Origin of the sequence: Serratia sp. NPDC078593 (assembly GCF_050268245.1) — a bacterium.
Lineage (GTDB): Bacteria > Pseudomonadota > Gammaproteobacteria > Enterobacterales > Enterobacteriaceae > JBNNGK01.
Window position 1 is genome coordinate 26,339 of sequence record NZ_JBNNGK010000020.1, and the last position, 19,464, is coordinate 45,802.

General features: G+C 50.2%; 12 protein-coding genes. 8 read left to right on the top strand and 4 right to left on the bottom strand.

The features are described 5' to 3' along the window. Window positions 1-9: 9 nt before the first annotated feature. From asnS to ACQKDS_RS17745, 3 genes are all read right to left on the bottom strand, one after another. Window positions 10-1,410: an asparagine--tRNA ligase gene (asnS, locus tag ACQKDS_RS17735; RefSeq protein WP_399673055.1), complete on the bottom strand. Its 1,401-nt coding sequence runs from the start codon at window positions 1,408-1,410 to the stop codon at window positions 10-12. A 204-nt stretch (window positions 1,411-1,614) separates the two neighbouring features. Further along, window positions 1,615-2,820 (bottom strand): nicotinate phosphoribosyltransferase, encoded by a 1,206-nt coding sequence (gene pncB, locus ACQKDS_RS17740; RefSeq protein ID WP_399673053.1) that lies wholly within the window; start codon window positions 2,818-2,820, stop codon window positions 1,615-1,617. 374 nt (window positions 2,821-3,194) lie between these two features. Further along, window positions 3,195-4,895, bottom strand: coding sequence for a GGDEF domain-containing protein (locus ACQKDS_RS17745; RefSeq protein WP_399673109.1), 1,701 nt, complete (start codon window positions 4,893-4,895; stop codon window positions 3,195-3,197). 309 nt (window positions 4,896-5,204) lie between these two features. Here ACQKDS_RS17745 and pepN point away from each other — a divergent pair, with 309 nt between their 5' ends. The 3 genes from pepN to ACQKDS_RS17760 all read left to right on the top strand — a co-directional run bounded on the left by pepN (window position 5,205) and on the right by ACQKDS_RS17760 (window position 10,184). Beyond that, window positions 5,205-7,820: an aminopeptidase N gene (gene pepN, locus ACQKDS_RS17750; RefSeq protein WP_399673050.1), complete on the top strand. Its 2,616-nt coding sequence runs from the start codon at window positions 5,205-5,207 to the stop codon at window positions 7,818-7,820. 628 nt (window positions 7,821-8,448) lie between these two features. Then, window positions 8,449-9,459, top strand: a complete 1,011-nt coding sequence (gene pyrD, locus ACQKDS_RS17755; protein WP_399673048.1) for a quinone-dependent dihydroorotate dehydrogenase — start codon at window positions 8,449-8,451, stop codon at window positions 9,457-9,459. Between the two features lie 176 nt (window positions 9,460-9,635). Continuing rightward, the gene (locus ACQKDS_RS17760; RefSeq protein WP_399673046.1) at window positions 9,636-10,184 is read left to right on the top strand and encodes a cell division protein ZapC; all 549 of its coding nucleotides are present in this window, start codon (window positions 9,636-9,638) and stop codon (window positions 10,182-10,184) included. Here ACQKDS_RS17760 and ACQKDS_RS17765 read toward each other — a convergent pair whose 3' ends face one another. Beyond that, window positions 10,185-11,288, bottom strand: a complete 1,104-nt coding sequence (locus ACQKDS_RS17765; RefSeq protein WP_399673044.1) for a YcbX family protein — start codon at window positions 11,286-11,288, stop codon at window positions 10,185-10,187. 221 nt (window positions 11,289-11,509) lie between these two features. On the opposite strand from ACQKDS_RS17765, the gene rlmKL reads away from it, so the two are divergent. The 5 genes from rlmKL (at window position 11,510) to pqiC (ending at window position 19,239) form a co-directional block, all read left to right on the top strand. Continuing rightward, a complete protein-coding gene (gene rlmKL / locus ACQKDS_RS17770) occupies window positions 11,510-13,630 on the top strand; it encodes a bifunctional 23S rRNA (guanine(2069)-N(7))-methyltransferase RlmK/23S rRNA (guanine(2445)-N(2))-methyltransferase RlmL (protein WP_399673107.1) in 2,121 nt (706 codons plus the stop codon). A gap of 5 nt (window positions 13,631-13,635) precedes the next feature. Continuing rightward, on the top strand, window positions 13,636-15,540 hold the full coding sequence (locus tag ACQKDS_RS17775) for an ABC transporter ATP-binding protein (protein ID WP_399673043.1): 1,905 nt from the start codon (window positions 13,636-13,638) through the stop codon (window positions 15,538-15,540). Between the two features lie 198 nt (window positions 15,541-15,738). Next, window positions 15,739-17,052 carry a membrane integrity-associated transporter subunit PqiA gene (gene pqiA, locus ACQKDS_RS17780; RefSeq protein ID WP_399673041.1) on the top strand — a complete coding sequence of 438 codons (1,314 nt, stop codon included), beginning with the start codon at window positions 15,739-15,741 and terminating at the stop codon, window positions 17,050-17,052. Beyond that, window positions 17,039-18,685 (top strand): intermembrane transport protein PqiB, encoded by a 1,647-nt coding sequence (pqiB, locus tag ACQKDS_RS17785; RefSeq protein ID WP_399673039.1) that lies wholly within the window; start codon window positions 17,039-17,041, stop codon window positions 18,683-18,685. Before pqiA ends, pqiB begins: the two co-directional genes overlap by 14 nt. Then, on the top strand, window positions 18,682-19,239 hold the full coding sequence (pqiC, locus tag ACQKDS_RS17790) for a membrane integrity-associated transporter subunit PqiC (protein ID WP_399673037.1): 558 nt from the start codon (window positions 18,682-18,684) through the stop codon (window positions 19,237-19,239). Before pqiB ends, pqiC begins: the two co-directional genes overlap by 4 nt. Window positions 19,240-19,464 lie beyond the last annotated feature (225 nt).

Consider the following 19,464-nt stretch of genomic DNA (forward strand, 5'->3'; position numbering starts at 1 on the left):
TTTAATAAATTAGAAGCTCGCGTTACGTGGCGTACGAGGGAATGGAATGACGTCACGCACGTTTTGTACCCCGGTCACATAGGCGATTAAGCGCTCAAAACCTAAACCGAAGCCAGAATGTGGAACGGTGCCGTAACGACGCAGATCGCGATACCACCAGTAATCCTCTTTATTTAGCCCCATTTCTTCCAGGCGCTGATCCAACACATCGAGGCGTTCTTCACGCTGTGAACCACCGATAATTTCGCCGATACCCGGGGCTAATACGTCCATTGCCGCCACGGTTTTACCGTCTTCATTCATACGCATGTAGAATGCTTTGATGTCTTTTGGATAATTTTTGACGACTACTGGCGCCTTGAAGTGTTTTTCGGCCAGATAACGCTCATGCTCTGAAGAGAGGTCGATACCCCAAGACACTGGGTTTTCGAAGGTTTGCCCGGATGCTACCAGGATGTCGATGGCGTCGGTATAATCCACTTGAGCAAAATCGGAAGACACAAAGCGCTTCAGGCGTTCAACGGCATCTTTGTCTACGCGTTCAGCGAAGAACTGCATATCGTCGGCACGTTCGTTCAAAACTGCCTGGAAAACATATTTCAGCATGCTTTCCGCTAAGCCTGCGACATCGTCCAGACTGGCAAAGGCGACTTCTGGCTCAATCATCCAAAATTCAGCCAAGTGGCGGCTAGTATTGGAGTTTTCTGCACGGAAGGTTGGGCCAAAGGTGTAAACTTTAGATAACGCACAAGCGTAAGTCTCACCGTTCAACTGACCGGATACGGTCAGGAAGGCTTCTTTACCGAAGAAATCCTGGCCGAAGTCGACCGCGCCTTTATCGTCACGTGGCAAATTTTCCATATCCAACGTTGATACGCGGAACATTTCACCCGCGCCTTCGGTATCCGAGGCCGTGATCAGCGGTGTTGAAACCCAGAAATAACCGTTTTCATGGAAGAAGCGGTGAATAGCCTGCGCCAGGGTGTGGCGCACACGCGCAACGGCACCAATCAGGTTGGTACGTGGGCGCAAGTGGGCGACTTCACGAAGATACTCAATGCTGTGACGTTTGGCCGCCATCGGGTAGGTATCGGGATCATCCACCCAGCCTACGACGCTAATTGCGGTTGCTTGCAGTTCGAAACTTTGGCCTTCGCCGGGTGAGGCGGCCACTTTACCGGTGACTTCAACAGAGCAACCGGTGGTCAGATGCAGAACTTCATCCTGATAATTCGGCAGAGAATTATTAACAACGGCCTGTAACGGATTAAAGCAGGAGCCGTCATAAACGGCGAGGAAGGAGATACCAGCTTTAGAATCTCTCCGGGTACGCACCCAGCCGCGCACGGTGACTTCACTGTCAACCGCAGCACGTCCTTGCAGCACGTCGCATACAGGCACTACGCTCATAGATTTCTCTCTTTAATTGATTTGATGTAAGAAATAGCTAACAACCCAAGAAAATGGGGATTCGACTATGTTACTTGCCGCAGTGCAGAGCACAAGTAGAAATCGTCAGAATGATGCAACATTATTTCTTGGCGTAGGGGAAAAGGGCGGGGATGATAGGCAAAGAGATAAAAGCCGGCGTGAGGATTTCACCCGGCTTTGTCATTAGCTGGCTTTTTTTACGCGCGGTAAATCAAACGCTTTACGCAGGGCGTTGACAAAGGCCTTGTCTTGGCAAATGGTCTTGCCCGGGCTGTCAGACAATTTAGCGACGGGTTTACCATTACACTCCACCAATTTGATTACGATATTCAATGGCTTGACATCGGGAATGTCGCAGGTGAGGCGCGTGCCGATACCGAAGACCAGATTGACGCGCTGGTCGAAACGGCGGTATAGCGCCAAGGCTTTCTCCAAATCTAAATTATCAGAAAACACCAACGTCTTACTGACCGGATCGATGCCGAGATTTTCATAGTGGGTGATGGCTTTCTCGCCCCAGGCGAAGGGATCGCCGGAGTCATGCCGCAGGCCCTGATAATGTTTGGCAAACTGTGGGCCGAAATCGCGCAGGAAGGCGTCCATGGTGATGCAGTCGGTTAAGGCGATGCCCAATTGCTTTGGGTATTCATCCAGCCAGGCCTGTAGCGCGGCGCGTTGGCTGTTTGCCAGCACGGGGCTGATTTGCTGATGAGCTTGGAACCATTCGTGCGCTTGGGTACCGACTGGCGTTAGGCCGAGTTGGTGCGCCAGAGCGTAGTTACTGGTACCGACCAGATAAGGGAATTCTTCCTTTAAGGTGCTGACGATAGCGTGCTGTACCGCTTGTGAAAAGCGGCGGCGAGTACCGAAATCCATCAGCTTGAAGCGCGAGATATCCACATCTGCGGCCATTTTTTTGAATTCAGCCAGCTTGCTGCGTAACTGAGTAACGGCCATATCAGGTGTGACCTGCGGCGAACGGTGGCGGTGCACCACTTCGCTGATCATGGCCAGTAATGGCACTTCCCACAGGATGACTTCGCGCCACGGCCCGGTGATACGGATGTGTAATTTACCGTCGCGATCGTCAATGCTGACTTGTTGCGGATCATAGCGGAAATGGCGCAGCCAGTTAAGATAATCCTGCTGGAAGAAGGGCAGGCTTGAGAGATACTGATATTCAGTTTCCGTTAGCACCAGTTGGCTCATCAGCGCGATTTGCGCACGGATTTCATCGGCATATTCTCCCAGTAACTCGTCGCCACGGCAGCGGAATTCCGCCGCGACTGCGATCGTGGAATAGCGATGGAATACTGCTTGCTGCATATGAAGCTTGTAAGCATCAGTATCAAGCAGTGATGTCAAAATCGGGGAGGCGTATTGAGTCATAGCGCGTTACAGCATCCTCGTCAGGCGCGTGTCCAAACCTGGATAGTTCCGGTATACGTCAAGCTGTTTCGTTATTGGCAATCTGATGTCCCTCCAAACCGTTATTGCCACGTTTGCGAGGATACGCTCAGTTGTCGTCATGACGTCACTTGCATGATTTGGGCATGATCAAAAAGATGAAGGAGTATACCCGGATTATCCTGTTATTGAAGCGCCATCACACCACAAATTATCGATGAGGGTCGAGGATTAAACGTGCGCTTGTTCGGCGTTAGCCGGCGTTAGCAACAATGAAAGACAGATAAACCAATAAACTGAGTAACTTAGTTGAATTAGTGATAAAAATTATAAGGTTAATTATTTTAAACACAGGCTTAGAGAAAATGAATATCCGGGTGTGTTGCGATACTGTCTTTACCGTTTTTCTTGCAAAAATACAGCGCTTCATCCGCCTTTTTGATCGCCGTTTGTAACTGTTTAAAGTGGGAAACCTCAGCAATCCCGCAGCTGATGGTAAAACTCACGCTGCCGCCTTCGGCCAAAGGTAACTGCAACAGGTGTGTTTGTTGACGCAGTTTTTCCATCACTGCACGGGCGTGCTGTAAGGTACAATGGCCAAGGATGACCGCGAACTCCTCACCACCGTAACGACAAAAAATATCATTGCTGCGGAAAGCGCCGCGCAATAGCTCACCAAATGCGACGAGTGCGCGATCGCCGACGTCATGCCCGTAAGTGTCATTAAGGACTTTAAAGTTATCGATGTCGATGAGGCAGAATGCGAGTGGGTAGCTGCTGTCATCGAGCGCTGCGCATTGACGAAAGAACTTGCGGCGATTATAGATATTGGTTAATGGGTCGAGATACGATGATGTTTCCAACTCTTTAATTAAGGAAAATTTTTCATTTTCTAAGCGAATCTTTTCCATATGGTAGAGCTTTAATTGATTAATAGCGTTACCAATCGCAATCAACTCCTGACTGTAAAACACTTCATTGGTATCAATGGCCATATCGCCTTGTGATAATCGCTGAATATTGTTTTGCGTTTTTGTCAGCCAGCGGCTGATGTTGGAGCAGAAAATCAGGGAGGGTAATAAAAAGAACAGCGTGATTAAAACACCGAGAGAAATCATGCCGTCAATCGCGGCTTGGCTGCGGTACATTTCATTGCGCGACGCAATCATTTCCAGGTTGAAACTGCGCTGATACAGCTGCTGGGAAAGCTCGCTAATGGTTTTTACATATTGATAAATGAAATCTGCATCGAATGCGCTGTTATGCGTGGTCGACTCATACAGTTCGCTGGCGATCCGATCGGTTTCTTTGCGGGAAACATGTTGCAGTAACTGATTGATAATCGATGTGGTTTTAGCATCTTCATAAGCGATTTTCATGAAAGTCAGTCGGGAGCTGAGTGCGTTTAACACGCCGGTTAATTGAATCGCTTTTAAATACGCATTCTTCCTATCCAGGCTGTTGATGTTTACGTCAATAATTTGATCGATCAGCTCGGTCAATGAAATATTAAGCTGGTTATTTAAACGAATAGCCTCAAGGAAAAGGAATGAGTCGGCATTGAGCATCCGCGCTTCGTAGGTATATCGGTAGTAATCTTTGCTGGCCTGGGTAATATAATATGCACTGTTTATATTGAATAAATTACTGGGATCGTTGGGGCGTTGCATTAACTGACGGGTATCATTATCCAGTAATTTCTCTAATAAAATCAGCATTGATTGGATGGCGAATTTTTGTTGAGCCCCCAACTGTTGCGATTTTTTGCTGTCAATAAATGGTCGAATCTTTTCGATTTTCTCTCTGGCCTTGCTGTCAGATTCTTGCCACAGGCTATCGTCGATGCTGTTACTGAGCAGGCTTAAACGTTTCAAGCGATGTGATTGCAAACTGTGCTGAAAAGCGGCAGAAATCTCTTCGGCACGCTGGATTTTATATAAGTTTAAAGCGCTTTCGTTATATTGCGTACGTGCTTCTGTCAGTTCATTACAAATGAAAATGGCAAAAGAGGATGTTAATGAAAAGGTAAAGAAATAAATAAGATATTTAACTTTCATCACAACCACGCGTCATTGAATCCGAAGGTATAATCATATCATCGTATCAAAAGACGTCATGGCACAAGCGTTTACTCTTTTTTAGCATAAAATGCTATTTTTAGGATTTGTCTCGCGGTTATTACCCATGACGGCAGGCTTAACAATGATCCGTCGCGCAATTCTGTTACACATCCTTCGCCGTCTATGGGATTTTTTCGTGACTGTGATACAGTTTATTTACAATCTGAATCGGGGTTTACCCGCCCGCAGTCGTCGGGCAGGCAACGGCCCATTATCCGTAACTCACTGAGACGTCAAAGGGTTTGTATGACACAACAGCCACAGGCAAAGTATCGCCACGATTATCGCGCGCCTGATTACACGATTACCGACATCGATTTAAACTTTGATCTAAATGCAGACACGACCCGGATCACTGCCGTCAGCCAAATTAAGCGCCAAGGTGCTGCCGACGCGCCGTTGCTGCTGAACGGTGAAGATCTGACGTTGGTGAGTATCCAGGTTGAAGGGCAGGCGTGGGATGCCTATCGTCTACAGGACAACCAACTGGTTATTGAGCAATTACCAGAACAATTTACCCTTACCATTGTCAATGATATTCACCCAGCAAAGAATAGTGCATTAGAAGGGTTATATCTGTCTGGTGAGGCGTTGTGTACCCAGTGTGAGGCTGAAGGTTTCCGTCATATTACCTATTATCTTGACCGGCCGGATGTACTGGCGCGCTTCTCAACCCGAATAGTGGCTGACAAGCAGCGTTATCCGTTTTTGCTGTCTAATGGCAACAAAGTCGCTGAAGGTGAATTGGACGATGGCCGCCATTGGGTGCAGTGGCAAGATCCTTTCCCGAAACCGAGCTATCTGTTTGCGCTGGTGGCGGGTGATTTCGACGTGTTGCGTGACAGTTTTATCACCCGCTCTGGCCGCGAGGTCGCGTTAGAACTGTTTGTCGATCGCGGCAATCTTGATCGTGCTGATTGGGCGATGACCTCATTGAAGAATGCAATGAAATGGGATGAAACCCGTTTCGGTCTGGAGTACGACCTCGATATTTATATGATAGTCGCGGTGGACTTCTTCAATATGGGCGCGATGGAAAACAAAGGGTTAAATATCTTTAACTCAAAATACGTGTTGGCGAAAGCTGAAACGGCCACCGATAAAGATTATCTGGGTATTGAAGCGGTTATCGGCCATGAGTATTTCCATAACTGGACCGGCAACCGCGTCACCTGCCGTGATTGGTTCCAACTGAGTCTGAAAGAAGGGCTAACCGTATTTCGCGATCAAGAGTTCAGTTCAGACTTGGGATCGCGCGCAGTAAACCGCATTGATAATGTGCGGGTGATGCGCGGTGCGCAATTTGCTGAAGACGCCAGCCCGATGGCGCACGCCATACGTCCGGACAAAGTGATTGAAATGAACAATTTCTATACGCTGACGGTCTATGAAAAAGGTTCAGAAGTCATTCGCATGATGCACACCCTGTTGGGCGAAGAGAACTTCCAAAAAGGCATACAGCTGTATTTTGAGCGCCACGATGGTAGCGCCGCCACCTGTGACGATTTTGTGCAGGCTATGGAGGATGCCTCCAATGTTGATTTGTCACTGTTCCGCCGCTGGTATAGTCAATCAGGTACGCCAACGTTGACGGTACGCGACGAATACAATGCCGAACAGCAGCAATATCGCCTGCATGTTAGCCAACATACTGCGCCGACAGCCGATCAAGCCGAAAAACTGCCGTTGCATATCCCGCTAAATATCGAACTCTATGGCAGCGACGGTGAGGTGATTACACTGCAGAAAAACGGTTTGCCGGTTAATAACGTGTTGAATGTCACCGAAGCCGAGCAAACTTTTATCTTCGACGGTGTTGAGCATCAGCCCGTGCCTTCGCTGCTGCGTGAATTTTCTGCGCCAGTAAAGTTGGATTATCCGTATAGTGATCAACAACTGACCTTCTTAATGCAGCATGCGCGCAATGACTTCGCCCGTTGGGACGCAGCACAAAGTCTGTTGGCAATTTATATCAAATTGAACGTTGCTAAATATCAGCAGAAACAACCGCTGACATTACCGTTGCACGTTGCTGATGCCTTCCGCGCTGTGTTGCTGGATGAAAAGCTGGATCCGGCGCTGGCGGCGCAAATCCTGACGTTGCCTTCTGAAAGTGAAATTGCCGAACTGTTTACCGTGATTGACCCTATCGCGATTGCCAATGTGCATGAGGCGATTACCCGCTGTTTGGCTCAGGAGATGACTGACGAATGGCTGGCGGTTTATCACCATAACAAAACTGACGGCTATCGCGTTGAGCACGGTGACATTGCCAAGCGTGCATTGCGTAATACCTGCTTGCGCTATTTGGCCTTTGCTGATGCGCAACAGGCCGACAAACTGGTGGCCGCGCAGTTCCGCAGTGCGGACAACATGACCGATTCACTGGCCGCGTTGGCCGCTGCCGTTGGTGCGCAATTACCTTGCCGTGATGCGTTGATGGCGGAGTTTGACGATCGTTGGCATCATGATGGTCTGGTGATGGATAAATGGTTTGCGCTGCAAGCTACCAGCCCGGCGAGCAATGTGTTGGCGACGGTGCGTAGCCTGTTGCAACACCGTTCGTTCAGCCTGAGCAACCCGAACCGTACCCGCTCTTTAGTGGGGGCGTTCGCTTCCGCCAATCCTTCGGCATTTCATGCGGAAGATGGCAGCGGTTATCAGTTCCTGGTCGAGATCCTCAGTGACCTGAATACCCGTAACCCGCAGGTTGCTGCGCGATTGATTGAGCCACTGATTCGCCTGAAGCGCTATGATGCAGGTCGTCAGGCGTTGATGCGTGAGGCGTTGGAGCAATTAAAAGCGTTGGAGAATCTGTCTGGCGACCTGTATGAAAAAATCAGTAAAGCGCTAGACGCCTAATTATTGCGTGATGCGCTCAGTCAGTTAACGGGCATTATCAACAGTTGGGGGGCGGCTAAGGCCGTCCTATCAGGTTGATAACAACGTTGTCTTTGAACCTGAGATACTCGGGTCTAGCGCACCGAGGGGCGCTCCGGCGGCAAGCCGCTACGACCCCTTCGGCGCGCTTTCCCTAATAACACGTTTTGTCTACAGTCTGGGGGCGGGCTAAAGGCCGTCCCTTTTCGTTCACGGCGATTTCATCTGCGACAACGTCTGCTTATCACCTTGTGTTATTTCGCTCATTAGGTAGAAAAATTTAACCGCGTTATCGATGGCAACATGGGATGCTGGTTGATCCCGTTACGGTGCCTGCGCAAAGTAAACGATTGCGTATAAAACGCCGTTGTGGCGTTTAACCCATTCCAATTAGGTTGATTATCACGGATAATACGCCCCCGGTTTGCAGCTCTACCGAATAATTTGCGAATAGGCAGGGTAGAGAGACAAAATGATTCGGCTGGTATCAAGGCGGCAACTGAACCGATGTCTTGGCGCTTACTCAACTAAGTGCATGGGATGGGGCAAGTCGGCCATCAATGAAGTAGCCTGAAGTATGACGGATATAACCGGGAAATCAGGAGCGTACATGTACTACCCTCTCATCAGGAAAGCGTTGTTCCAGTTTGATCCAGAGCGCGCGCATGAATTAACTTTTCGCCAACTGCGCCGTGTTACCGGCACTCCTTTAGCGTTTCTTGTTCGTCAGTCTGTGCCGACCAAATCCGTGAGCTGCATGGGGCTGTCTTTTAAGAATCCAATCGGCTTAGCGGCAGGTCTGGATAAAGATGGTGAATGTATCGATGCCTTAGGCGAAATGGGCTTTGGTTTTATCGAGGTTGGCACCGTCACCCCACGCCCGCAATCGGGCAATGATAAGCCGCGCCTATTCCGTATTGTGGAAGCCGAAGGGATCATTAACCGCATGGGGTTTAATAACCTTGGGGTCGATAATCTGGTTGAGAATGTCAAAAAATCTCACTTTGGTGGCATTCTTGGGATTAATATTGGCAAGAATAAAGATACGCCAGTAGAGCAGGGTAAAGACGATTATCTGATCTGCATGGATAAAGTTTATCCGTATGCCGGTTATATTGCGATCAACATTTCTTCACCGAATACGCCGGGATTACGATCCCTGCAGTATGGTGAGGCATTAGACGATCTTTTAGCCGCCGTTAAAAATAAACAGGCTGACTTACATGCACGCCATCATAAATATGTACCGGTGGCGGTAAAGATCGCGCCGGATCTTTCTGAAGACGAATTGATCCAAATAGCTGACAGTTTGGTGCGCCACAATATAGATGGTGTGATCGCCACCAATACCACGTTAGATCGTAAATTGGTTCAAGGATTAAATTACTGTGAGCAAGCTGGAGGGTTGAGTGGGCGCCCCTTACAATCGCGCAGCACTGAAGTGATCCGCCGATTGTCGCAAGAGCTGCAGGGTAAGTTGCCGATAATCGGTGTGGGTGGCGTTGATTCTTTAACCGCCGCACGAGAAAAAATAGCAGCGGGTGCAACACTGGTGCAAATTTATTCTGGATTCATCTTCCACGGCCCGCGTTTGATTAAAGATATCGTTACCCATATCTAATAATTTTCCTTTCATTTGTTGCCGGGGGTTTATTTCTCCCCCCGGCTCGTCTATATTTTGTTCATTAGCGTAAATATCATCTGTGGAATTATCTGATGTTTAGGCTGCTTTAACGGTGATAAAATCACCTTTTGCCGTAAATATGGCGTTGGCTCGTGGCAAGCTAAGGATAAACAATGAAGATAAAACCTGACGATAATTGGCGTTGGTATTTTGACGCTGAACACGATCGGCTAATGCTTGATTTAGCCAATGGGATGATCTTCCGTTCACGTTTTCCGGCCAAAATGTTGACGCCAGACGCGTTTGGCGAATGCGCCTTCTGCGTTGATGACGCTGCGCTGTATTTTACCTACGAAGAACAGTGCAAACAGATTAAACTCAGTCATGAGCAACGTGCTGAATTGGTATTAAACGCCTTGGTGGCTTATCGCTTCCTTAAACCGTTAATGCCGAAAAGCTGGCATTTTTCCCAACAGCATTTTCCTTTACAGCCTAAAAATGGCGATTTGGTCGCGGTAAAGGTAATGGAAAGTGGTGAGGATGCGCGCTTGCTGGTGGTAGAGGCGGGGGATAATGCCAGCCTGTGTCTACTGGCGCAATTTCACTTGTCGGTCGCAGGGCGTACCATGGTTCTGGGCGATGCTATTAAAGTGATGCACGATCGTTTGAAGCCCTGCGCGCAGGGCGATGCGTCGACACCCGCTTACGACAGGGCGGTGTAATCAAGCCAGCTTGATATTGGTCTTAGGGATACAGCTACAAGAAAGAATGGTGCCATTATTGGCCACCGCGCTTTTCTTCAACGGGGCAACGTCGCCGTCCACTAACTTTATTCGGCAACTGCCGCAAATTCCCGCCCGACAAGAGTAGGGAATGTTGATGCCTTGCAGTTCCAGTTGTTCCAACAGAACTTGTTGGTTATTGCCGTTAAATACCGCTCCTTGATAATCGATGGTTATGCTTTGTGCACTATCATTGGGGGCTTGTACGTTTTCCGCTACGGCGCCGCCGCCATAGGGGCGAGGTGGCTTGTTCGCTAACACGTCAACCGTATCACCAACGCGGATAATACCGCTGTTACGCGCAATCATATTTTGGCCGAAATCCACACCTCCCCCGTCTGCCGTACGGAATTTTTGCAGCGTGTTCAAAGGCTCACCGTTGGGGTGTTTGCGTCCTCGCTCGGTACTGACGGTGGTCAAGACGCAGCGGCTACAAGGTTTGACCACATCAAACATCACCTCGCCAACGCGGATGACCTGCCAGCCGTCCTCTGCCCATGCATCAGCACCGGTAACCACTAAATTCGGGCGGAATTGCTCCAGTTTGATACTGCTTGGGCAGCGTTGTTGCACATCATGGAATGAGGCTTCATTGATTAACAGGAACGGATAACCATCGGCGAACGACAACGGAATCTCTGGGTGTCTTTTGACGCGTCGTGTCAGATCTTGTCCCAGCCAGCGCAACTGCACCTCGCGCTGAAAGTAGCCGCTTAACCACTGGTTGATCGCCATTGGCGCAATGCGCGCGGTGAAATGATTCCCCCAGACTTCGGTAGGCTGCGCATCGGCGGTAAAATCACTAAAGCGAATAGTGGCACTTTCGCCATTCGGAGCCGTTAGGTATAGACCGTCTGCCAGCAGTGCCGGGGTGAACAACACCATGTGGGGGTAGTGGCGAGCGGTAAGAAAAGTGCCATCTGGCGCGGTGATCATGAAGCTGCGGTCAAATGCCAGGCCATGTGAGGCAACCTGTGCATGAGATAATTGTAAACCGCGCATTGATTTAACCGGATGGACGTACAGTTTGGAAAGCGTGATCACCCCAAATCCTCAAGCAAAGAAAAACAAAACGGAAGAGAGCAACTTTATGATAAGCGGTGCAGATTAGCTATACCCGTTATACTTCGAATAACCTCTTTCGAGCTGCGCTTGCGTTCGCCTCCGCGAGAGAGTTTTGGGCTTCTCAGGCTTGCCGCCGCGATGCAACTCGAATTATTTAGGGTATAATGCGCGACAATTTTCTTTTTGGTGATAAGTACGATATGAACTCTCTGTTTGCCAGCACGGCGCGTGGACTGGAAGAACTGTTAAAAAGCGAACTGGAGCTGCTTGGCGCTCACGCCTGTCGAGTTGTGCAGGGTGGGGTACATTTTCAGGGTGACGATCGTCTTCTGTACCAAAGTTTGCTGTGGAGCCGTTTGGCTTCACGTATTTTGTTGCCGCTGAATGAATTCCGCGTGCACAGTGATTTGGATCTTTACCTCGGTGTTCAGGCGATCGATTGGACAGAAATCTTCGGTGTAGAAAACACCTTCGCCGTGCACTTCAGCGGTGTGAATGAAGAGATCCGCAATAGCCAATACGGCGCGTTGAAAGTGAAAGATGCCATTGTTGACAGCTTCACGCGAAAAATTGATCAACGCCCGACCGTGGCGAAGCAGCAGCCGGACATCCGGGTTAACGTTTTTCTGCAACGTGATATGGCTAGCGTAGCGCTCGATCTGAGCGGTGAAGGTTTACATCAGCGCGGCTACCGCGATCTCACCGGGCAGGCACCGTTGAAAGAAAACCTGGCTGCCGCCATTGTGCAGCGTTCCGGGTGGCAAGCGGGTACGCCGCTGCTCGATCCGATGTGTGGTTCTGGTACCTTGCTGATCGAAGCCGCGATGATAGCTGCCGATCGTGCGCCGGGCTTACATCGCCAGCATTGGGGCTTCAGCGCGTGGAAAGGCCATAACGACGAGCTATGGCGTGAAGTTGTGACGCAAGCGCAGGTACGAGCACGTCGTGGCCTGCAAGAAACCACGTCGCGTTTCTTTGGTTCAGATATCGACCGTCGGGTGATTGACATGGCGCGTGCCAATGCCCGCCGTGCGGGGGTGGCTGAGCTGGTGACCTTCAACGTTAACGACGTGAGTAAGTTGGTCAATCCGCTGCCGGAAGGCCCCGTGGGTACGGTGGTGAGTAACCCGCCGTACGGCGAGCGTCTGGAAAGCGAGCCAGCGCTGATTGCGTTGCACAATATGCTGGGTCGGATCATGAAGAGTGCGTTCGGTGGTTGGCAATTGTCGCTGTTTAGCGCCTCGCCAGAGCTACTGAGCTGTTTGCAATTGCGAGCAGAACGCCAGTTCAAAGCGAAAAATGGCCCATTGGATTGCGTGCAGAAAAACTACCAGTTAGCCGCTAATCCGCAGGGGAGCGCTGGCGTACAGGTGGCGGAAGACTTCGCAAACCGTTTGCGCAAAAACCTCAAGAAGTTGGATAAATGGGCCAGACAGCAGGGGATTGAATGTTACCGTCTCTACGATGCTGATTTGCCAGAATACAACGTGGCGGTCGATCGTTATGGCAGCAAAGTGGTGGTACAAGAGTATGCGCCGCCTAAAACCATTGACGCCCAAAAAGCCCGTCAGCGCCTGTTTGATGTGATCAACGCGACGTTGGCGGTGCTCGATCTGCCGTCTAATCAGCTGGTACTGAAAACCCGCGAGCGACAGAAAGGCAAAAACCAGTATGAGAAACTGGCGCAAAAGGGCGAGTTCCTGCTGGTGGAAGAATATAACGCCAAACTGTGGGTTAATCTGACCGACTATCTTGATACCGGGCTGTTTCTCGATCACCGTATTGCGCGGCGTATGCTGGGCGAAATGAGCAAGGGTAAAGACTTTCTCAACCTGTTTGCCTATACCGGCACTGCCAGCGTGCACGCTGGGTTGGGGGGGGCGCGCAGCACGACCACGGTGGATATGTCACGCACCTATCTGGAGTGGGCGGAGAAAAACCTACGCGCCAATGGCCTAACGGGGCGACAGCACCGGTTGATACAGGCGGATTGCCTGTCTTGGCTGCATAATGCCGACGAACAATTCGATGTGATCTTTATCGATCCGCCGACGTTCTCCAATTCCAAACGGATGGAAAACACCTTTGACGTACAGCGTGACCATCTGGCGTTGATGAAAGATTTGAAACGGTTACTGCGCCGCAAAGGAACCATCATGTTCTCGAACAACAAACGCGGTTTCCAGATGGATCTGGCGGGGTTAAATGCGCTGGGGTTGGAGGCGAAAGAAATTACCGCCCAGACACTATCGCAGGACTTTGCACGTAATCGCCAGATTCATAACTGCTGGCTGGTCACCCATGCCGGCGAAGGAAAATAATTACTATGTCGTTAATTAGCATGTCCGGTGCGTGGTTGTCTTTCAGCGATGCACCTCTTTTAGATAACACCGAAATTCACATTGAAGACAATGAACGCGTTTGTTTAGTGGGCCGTAACGGTGCAGGTAAATCCACTTTACTGAAAATCTTGGGTAAGGAAATTCCCCTAGATGACGGCCGGGTTATCTACGAACAAGACTTGATCGTAGCGCGTTTGCAACAGGATCCACCGCGTAATATCGGCGGTACGGTTTTTGACTTCGTCGCCGAAGGCGTGGCGGAGCAGGCAGAACACTTGAAAGCCTACCATGCGATTTCACATCAGGTGGAAATTGATCCGAGTGAGAAAAACCTGACGCGCATGGCGCAGATTATGGAGATTCTCGATCATCAAGGTTTATGGCAACTCGATAGCCGTATCAGTGAAGTGTTGGCCCAGTTGGGGCTGAATGGCGATGCTGAGCTGTCTTCATTGTCGGGTGGTTGGTTGCGCAAAGCGGCGTTGGGGCGTGCGCTGGTCAGTTCTCCGCGTGTGTTGTTGCTGGATGAACCGACCAACCACTTGGATATCGAAACGATCGATTGGTTAGAAGGTTTCCTGAAAGAATTTCAGGGCAGTATTGTGTTTATCTCACATGACCGATCGTTTATTCGCAATATGGCAACGCGGATTGTCGACTTGGATCGTGGCAAATTAGTGTCATGGCCGGGGGATTACGATCTCTACTTGCTGAGCAAAGAGGAAGCACTGCGGGTAGAAGAGTTACAAAATGCTGAGTTTGATCGCAAGCTGGCACAAGAAGAAGTGTGGATTCGGCAAGGCATTAAGGCGCGACGTACCCGTAACGAAGGTCGCGTACGTGCGCTAAAAGCGCTGCGCAATGAACGCTCCGCGCGCCGCGAGGTCATGGGAACGGCCAAAATGCAGGTGGAAGAGGCCGTGCGTTCGGGAAAAATCGTTTTCGAAATGGAAAACGTCAATTACCAAGTCGGTGGCAAAGTCTTAGTGCGAGATTTTTCTGCTCAAGTCCAGCGCGGCGATAAAATTGCGCTGGTTGGGCCGAACGGCTGCGGTAAAACCACGCTGTTGAAACTGATGCTTGGTCAACTGACAGCCGACAGCGGTCGTGTTCACTGCGGTACTAAACTGGAAGTGGCGTATTTTGACCAGCACCGTGCAGAGCTGGATCCGGAGCGCACCGTGATGGACAACTTGGCAGAAGGCAAGCAGGAAGTCATGGTCAACGGCCGCTCACGCCATGTTTTGGGCTACCTACAAGACTTCCTGTTCCATCCAAAGCGTGCGATGACGCCGGTGAAAGCCTTGTCTGGCGGGGAGCGCAATCGCCTACTGTTGGCACGTTTATTCCTCAAACCAAGTAATTTACTGATCCTCGATGAACCAACCAACGATTTGGACGTCGAAACGCTGGAGTTGCTCGAGGAGCTAATTGATAGCTATCAGGGCACGGTGTTGTTGGTGAGCCACGATCGTCAGTTTGTCGATAACTCGGTGACTGAGTGCTGGATCTTCGAAGGTAACGGTACTATCAGCACCTTCGTTGGTGGGTATTTTGATGCTCATCATCAGCGCGCGACCGCGAAGCCAATTCGTCAGGCTGCGCCAGTGAGCCAAAATAAGTCGGTGGAGAAAAAAGCGGAACAGGCGAAGAAGCCGACGGCGAAACTGAGCTATAACCTGTTACGGGAACTGGAACAGTTGCCGCAACGTCTTGAACAACTGGAAGCGGAAATAGAGGCGTTGCAGACGCAGGTGAGCGATGCAGATTTCTTCTCGCGCCCCCACAGCGAGACGCAGCAGGTATTGAGTGATTTGGCCGCGGCGGAAATGCGTCTGGAAGAGGCGTTTGCCCGTTGGGAAGAATTGGAAGCGATGAAAAACGGCTGATTGAGTACAAACTGCCCGCACGCTGCGGCGGGCTATTTTTGTGTTACCGGCAATAAGTTTCCAAGAGATGGGGGGGAGCATCAAGACGGCAAAGGCGTGAATGCTTGGGAATCTCAATCACGATGTGAGCGAGATACACGTAAGCCGTTAACAACGGTGCTGCTTCCCGTGTTAAGGAGATGGCCGAGGAGGAATAGGGTGTGTTCCCACGAGAATAATAAGCAGCATCGTCATTCAAATCATGACGAACAGCGACAGGAAGACCTGATGCTGTGCCCGCAGTGTGACATGCTGGTGGCACTGCCTTCATTGTCATATGGCAGTAAGGCGGTATGCCCCCGTTGCAAAACGACGCTCAGTGCGCGTTGGAATGAGCCGCGTAAACGGCCTATAGGCTATGCCCTTAGCGCCTTATTTATGTTGTTATTGGCGAACCTTTTTCCGTTCGTCAATATGCGTGTTGCCGGTATTGCTAATGAAATCAAACTGATCCAGATCCCACAGGTGATGGTGGCCGAAGACTACGCCAGTATGGCCACGCTATTTATGGTGTTGGTGCAGTTGATCCCGGCGTTCTGCATGGTGGTGATTATTCTACTGTGTGCGAAAGTGCAATTGCCCCAACGTCTAAAAATCTGGATGGCGAAGAGGCTGTTCCAGTTCAAAACCTGGTGCATGGTAGAGATTTTTCTTGCTGGCGTATTGGTCAGTTTCGTCAAGCTGATGGCCTATGGTGATATCGGTGTCGGTACCAGTTTTGTGCCGTATTGCCTGTTTTGTTTGTTACAGGTACGCGCTTTCCAGTGCGTCGATCGTCGTTGGTTATGGCAGGATCTCGAACCGGCGCCGCGTCTGTTGCAGCCGATAAGCCCTGGCCGCGCGGGTATTGTGCAAGGGGTGAGATCGTGTCTGTGCTGTACGGCTATTCTGCCAGCCGAGCAGGTGCAGTGCCCACGGTGCCACACATTCGGGCATCTACGGCGGCGTTACAGCCTGCAATGGACGATGGCGTTGCTGATCACGTCGTTGATTTTATACATTCCGGCCATGGTTTTACCCATCATGATTACCGAAGCATTGGGCAATAAAATGCCGTCGACCGTGATGGCAGGGGTCATCTTGCTTTGGGGAGAAGGATCGTATCCGGTGGCGATGGTGATTTTCATTGCCAGCATTATGGTGCCATCGCTGAAAATGTTAGCCATTGGTTGGTTATGTTGGGATGCCAATAACCGTAAGAAACCCCGCGCTGATAGTGAACGTATGCATCTTATTTATGAAGTCGTTGAGTTTGTAGGCCGTTGGTCAATGATTGATGTGTTTGTGATTGCCGTTCTTTCGGCACTGGTGCGTATGGGACAATTAATGAGTATTTATCCTGCTACTGGCGCGCTGCTGTTCGCCATGGTGGTGATCCTCACTATGTTTGCAGCCATGACGTTTGATCCCCGTCTGACCTGGGATCGCGTAAATGAAACAATAAAGAAGGAGCCGCAAGGTGACGGAAAATAATCATAGCGTCGCGAATGTTGAGAAGATCAAACGCTGGTCACCGGTGTGGATTATTCCTATCGTGACCGCGCTGATCGGCGTCTGGATCCTGTTTTATCATTTCAGCCATCAAGGGCCGGTGGTAACGCTGTACACCACGACGGCGGAAGGCTTGGAAGCCGGAAAAACCAAAATCAAAAGTCGCAGCGTTGACGTGGGGACGGTAGAAAGCGTGACGCTGAGTGAAGACCTGAGCAAGGTGCTGGTTCAAGCTCGATTGAATTCCGGCATGGGAAAGCTGTTGCGTGAGGATTCTGCCTTTTGGGTCGTGAAGCCGCAAATCGGTCGTGAAGGCGTTTCCGGGTTGGGAACCTTACTGTCCGGCGCTTATATTGAACTGCAACCGGGCAATAAAGGGAAAGACAGTAAAGATGAATATCAGTTACTGGATGCGCCGCCGTTGGCTTCACCTGATGCCAAAGGGTTACGTATTGTGTTGGACAGCGATAAATCAGGTCAGCTAAATGCGGGCGATCCGGTGCTGTTCCGGGGTTATCGTGTGGGATCGGTCGAAACAAGCTACTTTGATCCTAAGCTGCGTGCCATGCGTTATCAGCTGTTTATCACTGCGCCTTACGATCAACTGGTGACCACCAATGTGCGTTTCTGGAAAGACAGTGGCGTAGCGTTTGATATGTCGGCGCAGGGTATGCGGGTTGAGATGGGCTCGCTGGCAACGTTATTTAGCGGCGGCGTCAGCTTCGATGTTCCAGAAGGTTGGGATCGTGGTGAAAAAGCGGCAGAGAAAGCAGAATACCAGCTCTACGAAAACCAGCGTGGCATTCAGGATTCGCTGTATACCGTACACAAAGACTATTTGATGTTCTTCTCTGATTCCGTTCGCGGTTTGCAACCGGGCGCACCTGTAGAGTTCCGTGGCATCCGTTTGGGTACCGTCGCGCAAGTACCGTTCTATAAAGAGGGCATGGAGCAACGTCTCGACAGCGATTACCGTATTCCCGTATTGATCCGTATCGAACCCGATCGTTTCCAGAAACAACTGGGTAAAAACTTTGATATGGAACAGCACCTGAAAGATGCTAAAGCGCGTGGTTTGCGTGCGGCACTGAAATCTGCCAACTTGCTCACCGGCTCGTTGTACATCGATCTGGATTTCTATCCTCAGGAGAAAGTGTGGAAAGGGCCGCGCGAACTGTTCGGTTATCCGCTGTTGCCGACGACCAGTGGCGGGTTAGCGCAAATTCAGCAGAAACTGATGCAGACGCTGGATAAGATCAATTCGATGCCGTTGAATCCAATGCTCAATGAAGCGACGAAAACGCTGTCTGAAAGTCAGCGCACGATGCGCGAAACGCAGCAGACCATGAAATCGCTGAATGACATTATTGCCAGTAAAGCAATGAAAGATCTGCCGCAGGATATGCAGAAAACGTTGCAGGAACTGAACCGCAGCATGAAAGGATTCCAACCGGGCTCACCGGCTTACAATAAGATGGTTGGTGATATGCAGCGTCTGGACCAAGTGTTGCGTGAGTTGCAACCGGTGCTGCGTACCCTGAATGAAAAGAGCAACGCGCTGGTATTTGAAGCCGCGACGAGCGATGATCCTCAGCCGAAGAAGGCCAGAAAATGATGAAATGGATACCCGTAGCCTTGGCACTGATACTCAGTGCCTGTAGCAGTCAGCCGCAGAAGACTTACTATCAGTTACCGGCGCTAAATACGTCGGCACAGGTTAGTGCGACCTCAGCCTCACGCCAGCTCTGGCTTGAGCACGTTAGCGTGGCGGATTATTTGGCGCAAAGTGGCGTGGTTTATCAAACCAACGATGTGCAGTATGTCATTGGTAAGAATAACCTGTGGGCTAGCCCGCTTGATCAGCAGTTGCAGCAGTCTTTGGTAACCAATCTTAGCAATGCATTGCCGGGTTGGCTGGTATCTTCGCAGCCAATGAGCAGCGATCAGGATGTACTGAATGTCACCATTACGGGCTTTCATGGGCGTTATGATGGCAAAGCTATCATCCGTGGCGAGTGGGTGTTGAAACATCAGGATCGTTTGATCAAGCGGCCGTTCAATTTGGAGCTAAAACAGGATGAAGACGGTTATGATGCGTTAGTCCGTGCGATGGCGGTTGGCTGGCAGCAAGAAGCACAGGCGATTGCCGTTCAGGCGAGCCAGCTCTAGGATTCGTCCGTCTTAATACACGCTAAACTTATGCCGGTGAGCAATAGCAATATTGTTCACCGGCATTTTTTATTCAAATATTTCAGTGCATTATCTTGTTTCTCACGTTATCAGTCACTTAAGTTTTTTTGCGTGCGTAGCTCACAAATATGACATTGGCGTGAATTTTGCGCATTGATCTTGGCTGCGATTAGCGCTATTGATTAAAGGTGGTCGTACAAGAAA

Coding starts and splice junctions, on each gene's coding strand:
- ACQKDS_RS17745 (WP_399673109.1), bottom strand. CDS start 4,895: ATGAAAGTTAAATATCTTATTTATTTCTTTACCTTTTCATTAACATCC.
- ACQKDS_RS17760 (WP_399673046.1), top strand. CDS start 9,636: ATGAAGATAAAACCTGACGATAATTGGCGTTGGTATTTTGACGCTGAA.
- ACQKDS_RS17775 (WP_399673043.1), top strand. CDS start 13,636: ATGTCGTTAATTAGCATGTCCGGTGCGTGGTTGTCTTTCAGCGATGCA.
- asnS (WP_399673055.1), bottom strand. CDS start 1,410: ATGAGCGTAGTGCCTGTATGCGACGTGCTGCAAGGACGTGCTGCGGTT.
- pncB (WP_399673053.1), bottom strand. CDS start 2,820: ATGACTCAATACGCCTCCCCGATTTTGACATCACTGCTTGATACTGAT.
- pqiC (WP_399673037.1), top strand. CDS start 18,682: ATGATGAAATGGATACCCGTAGCCTTGGCACTGATACTCAGTGCCTGT.
- pepN (WP_399673050.1), top strand. CDS start 5,205: ATGACACAACAGCCACAGGCAAAGTATCGCCACGATTATCGCGCGCCT.
- pyrD (WP_399673048.1), top strand. CDS start 8,449: ATGTACTACCCTCTCATCAGGAAAGCGTTGTTCCAGTTTGATCCAGAG.
- rlmKL (WP_399673107.1), top strand. CDS start 11,510: ATGAACTCTCTGTTTGCCAGCACGGCGCGTGGACTGGAAGAACTGTTA.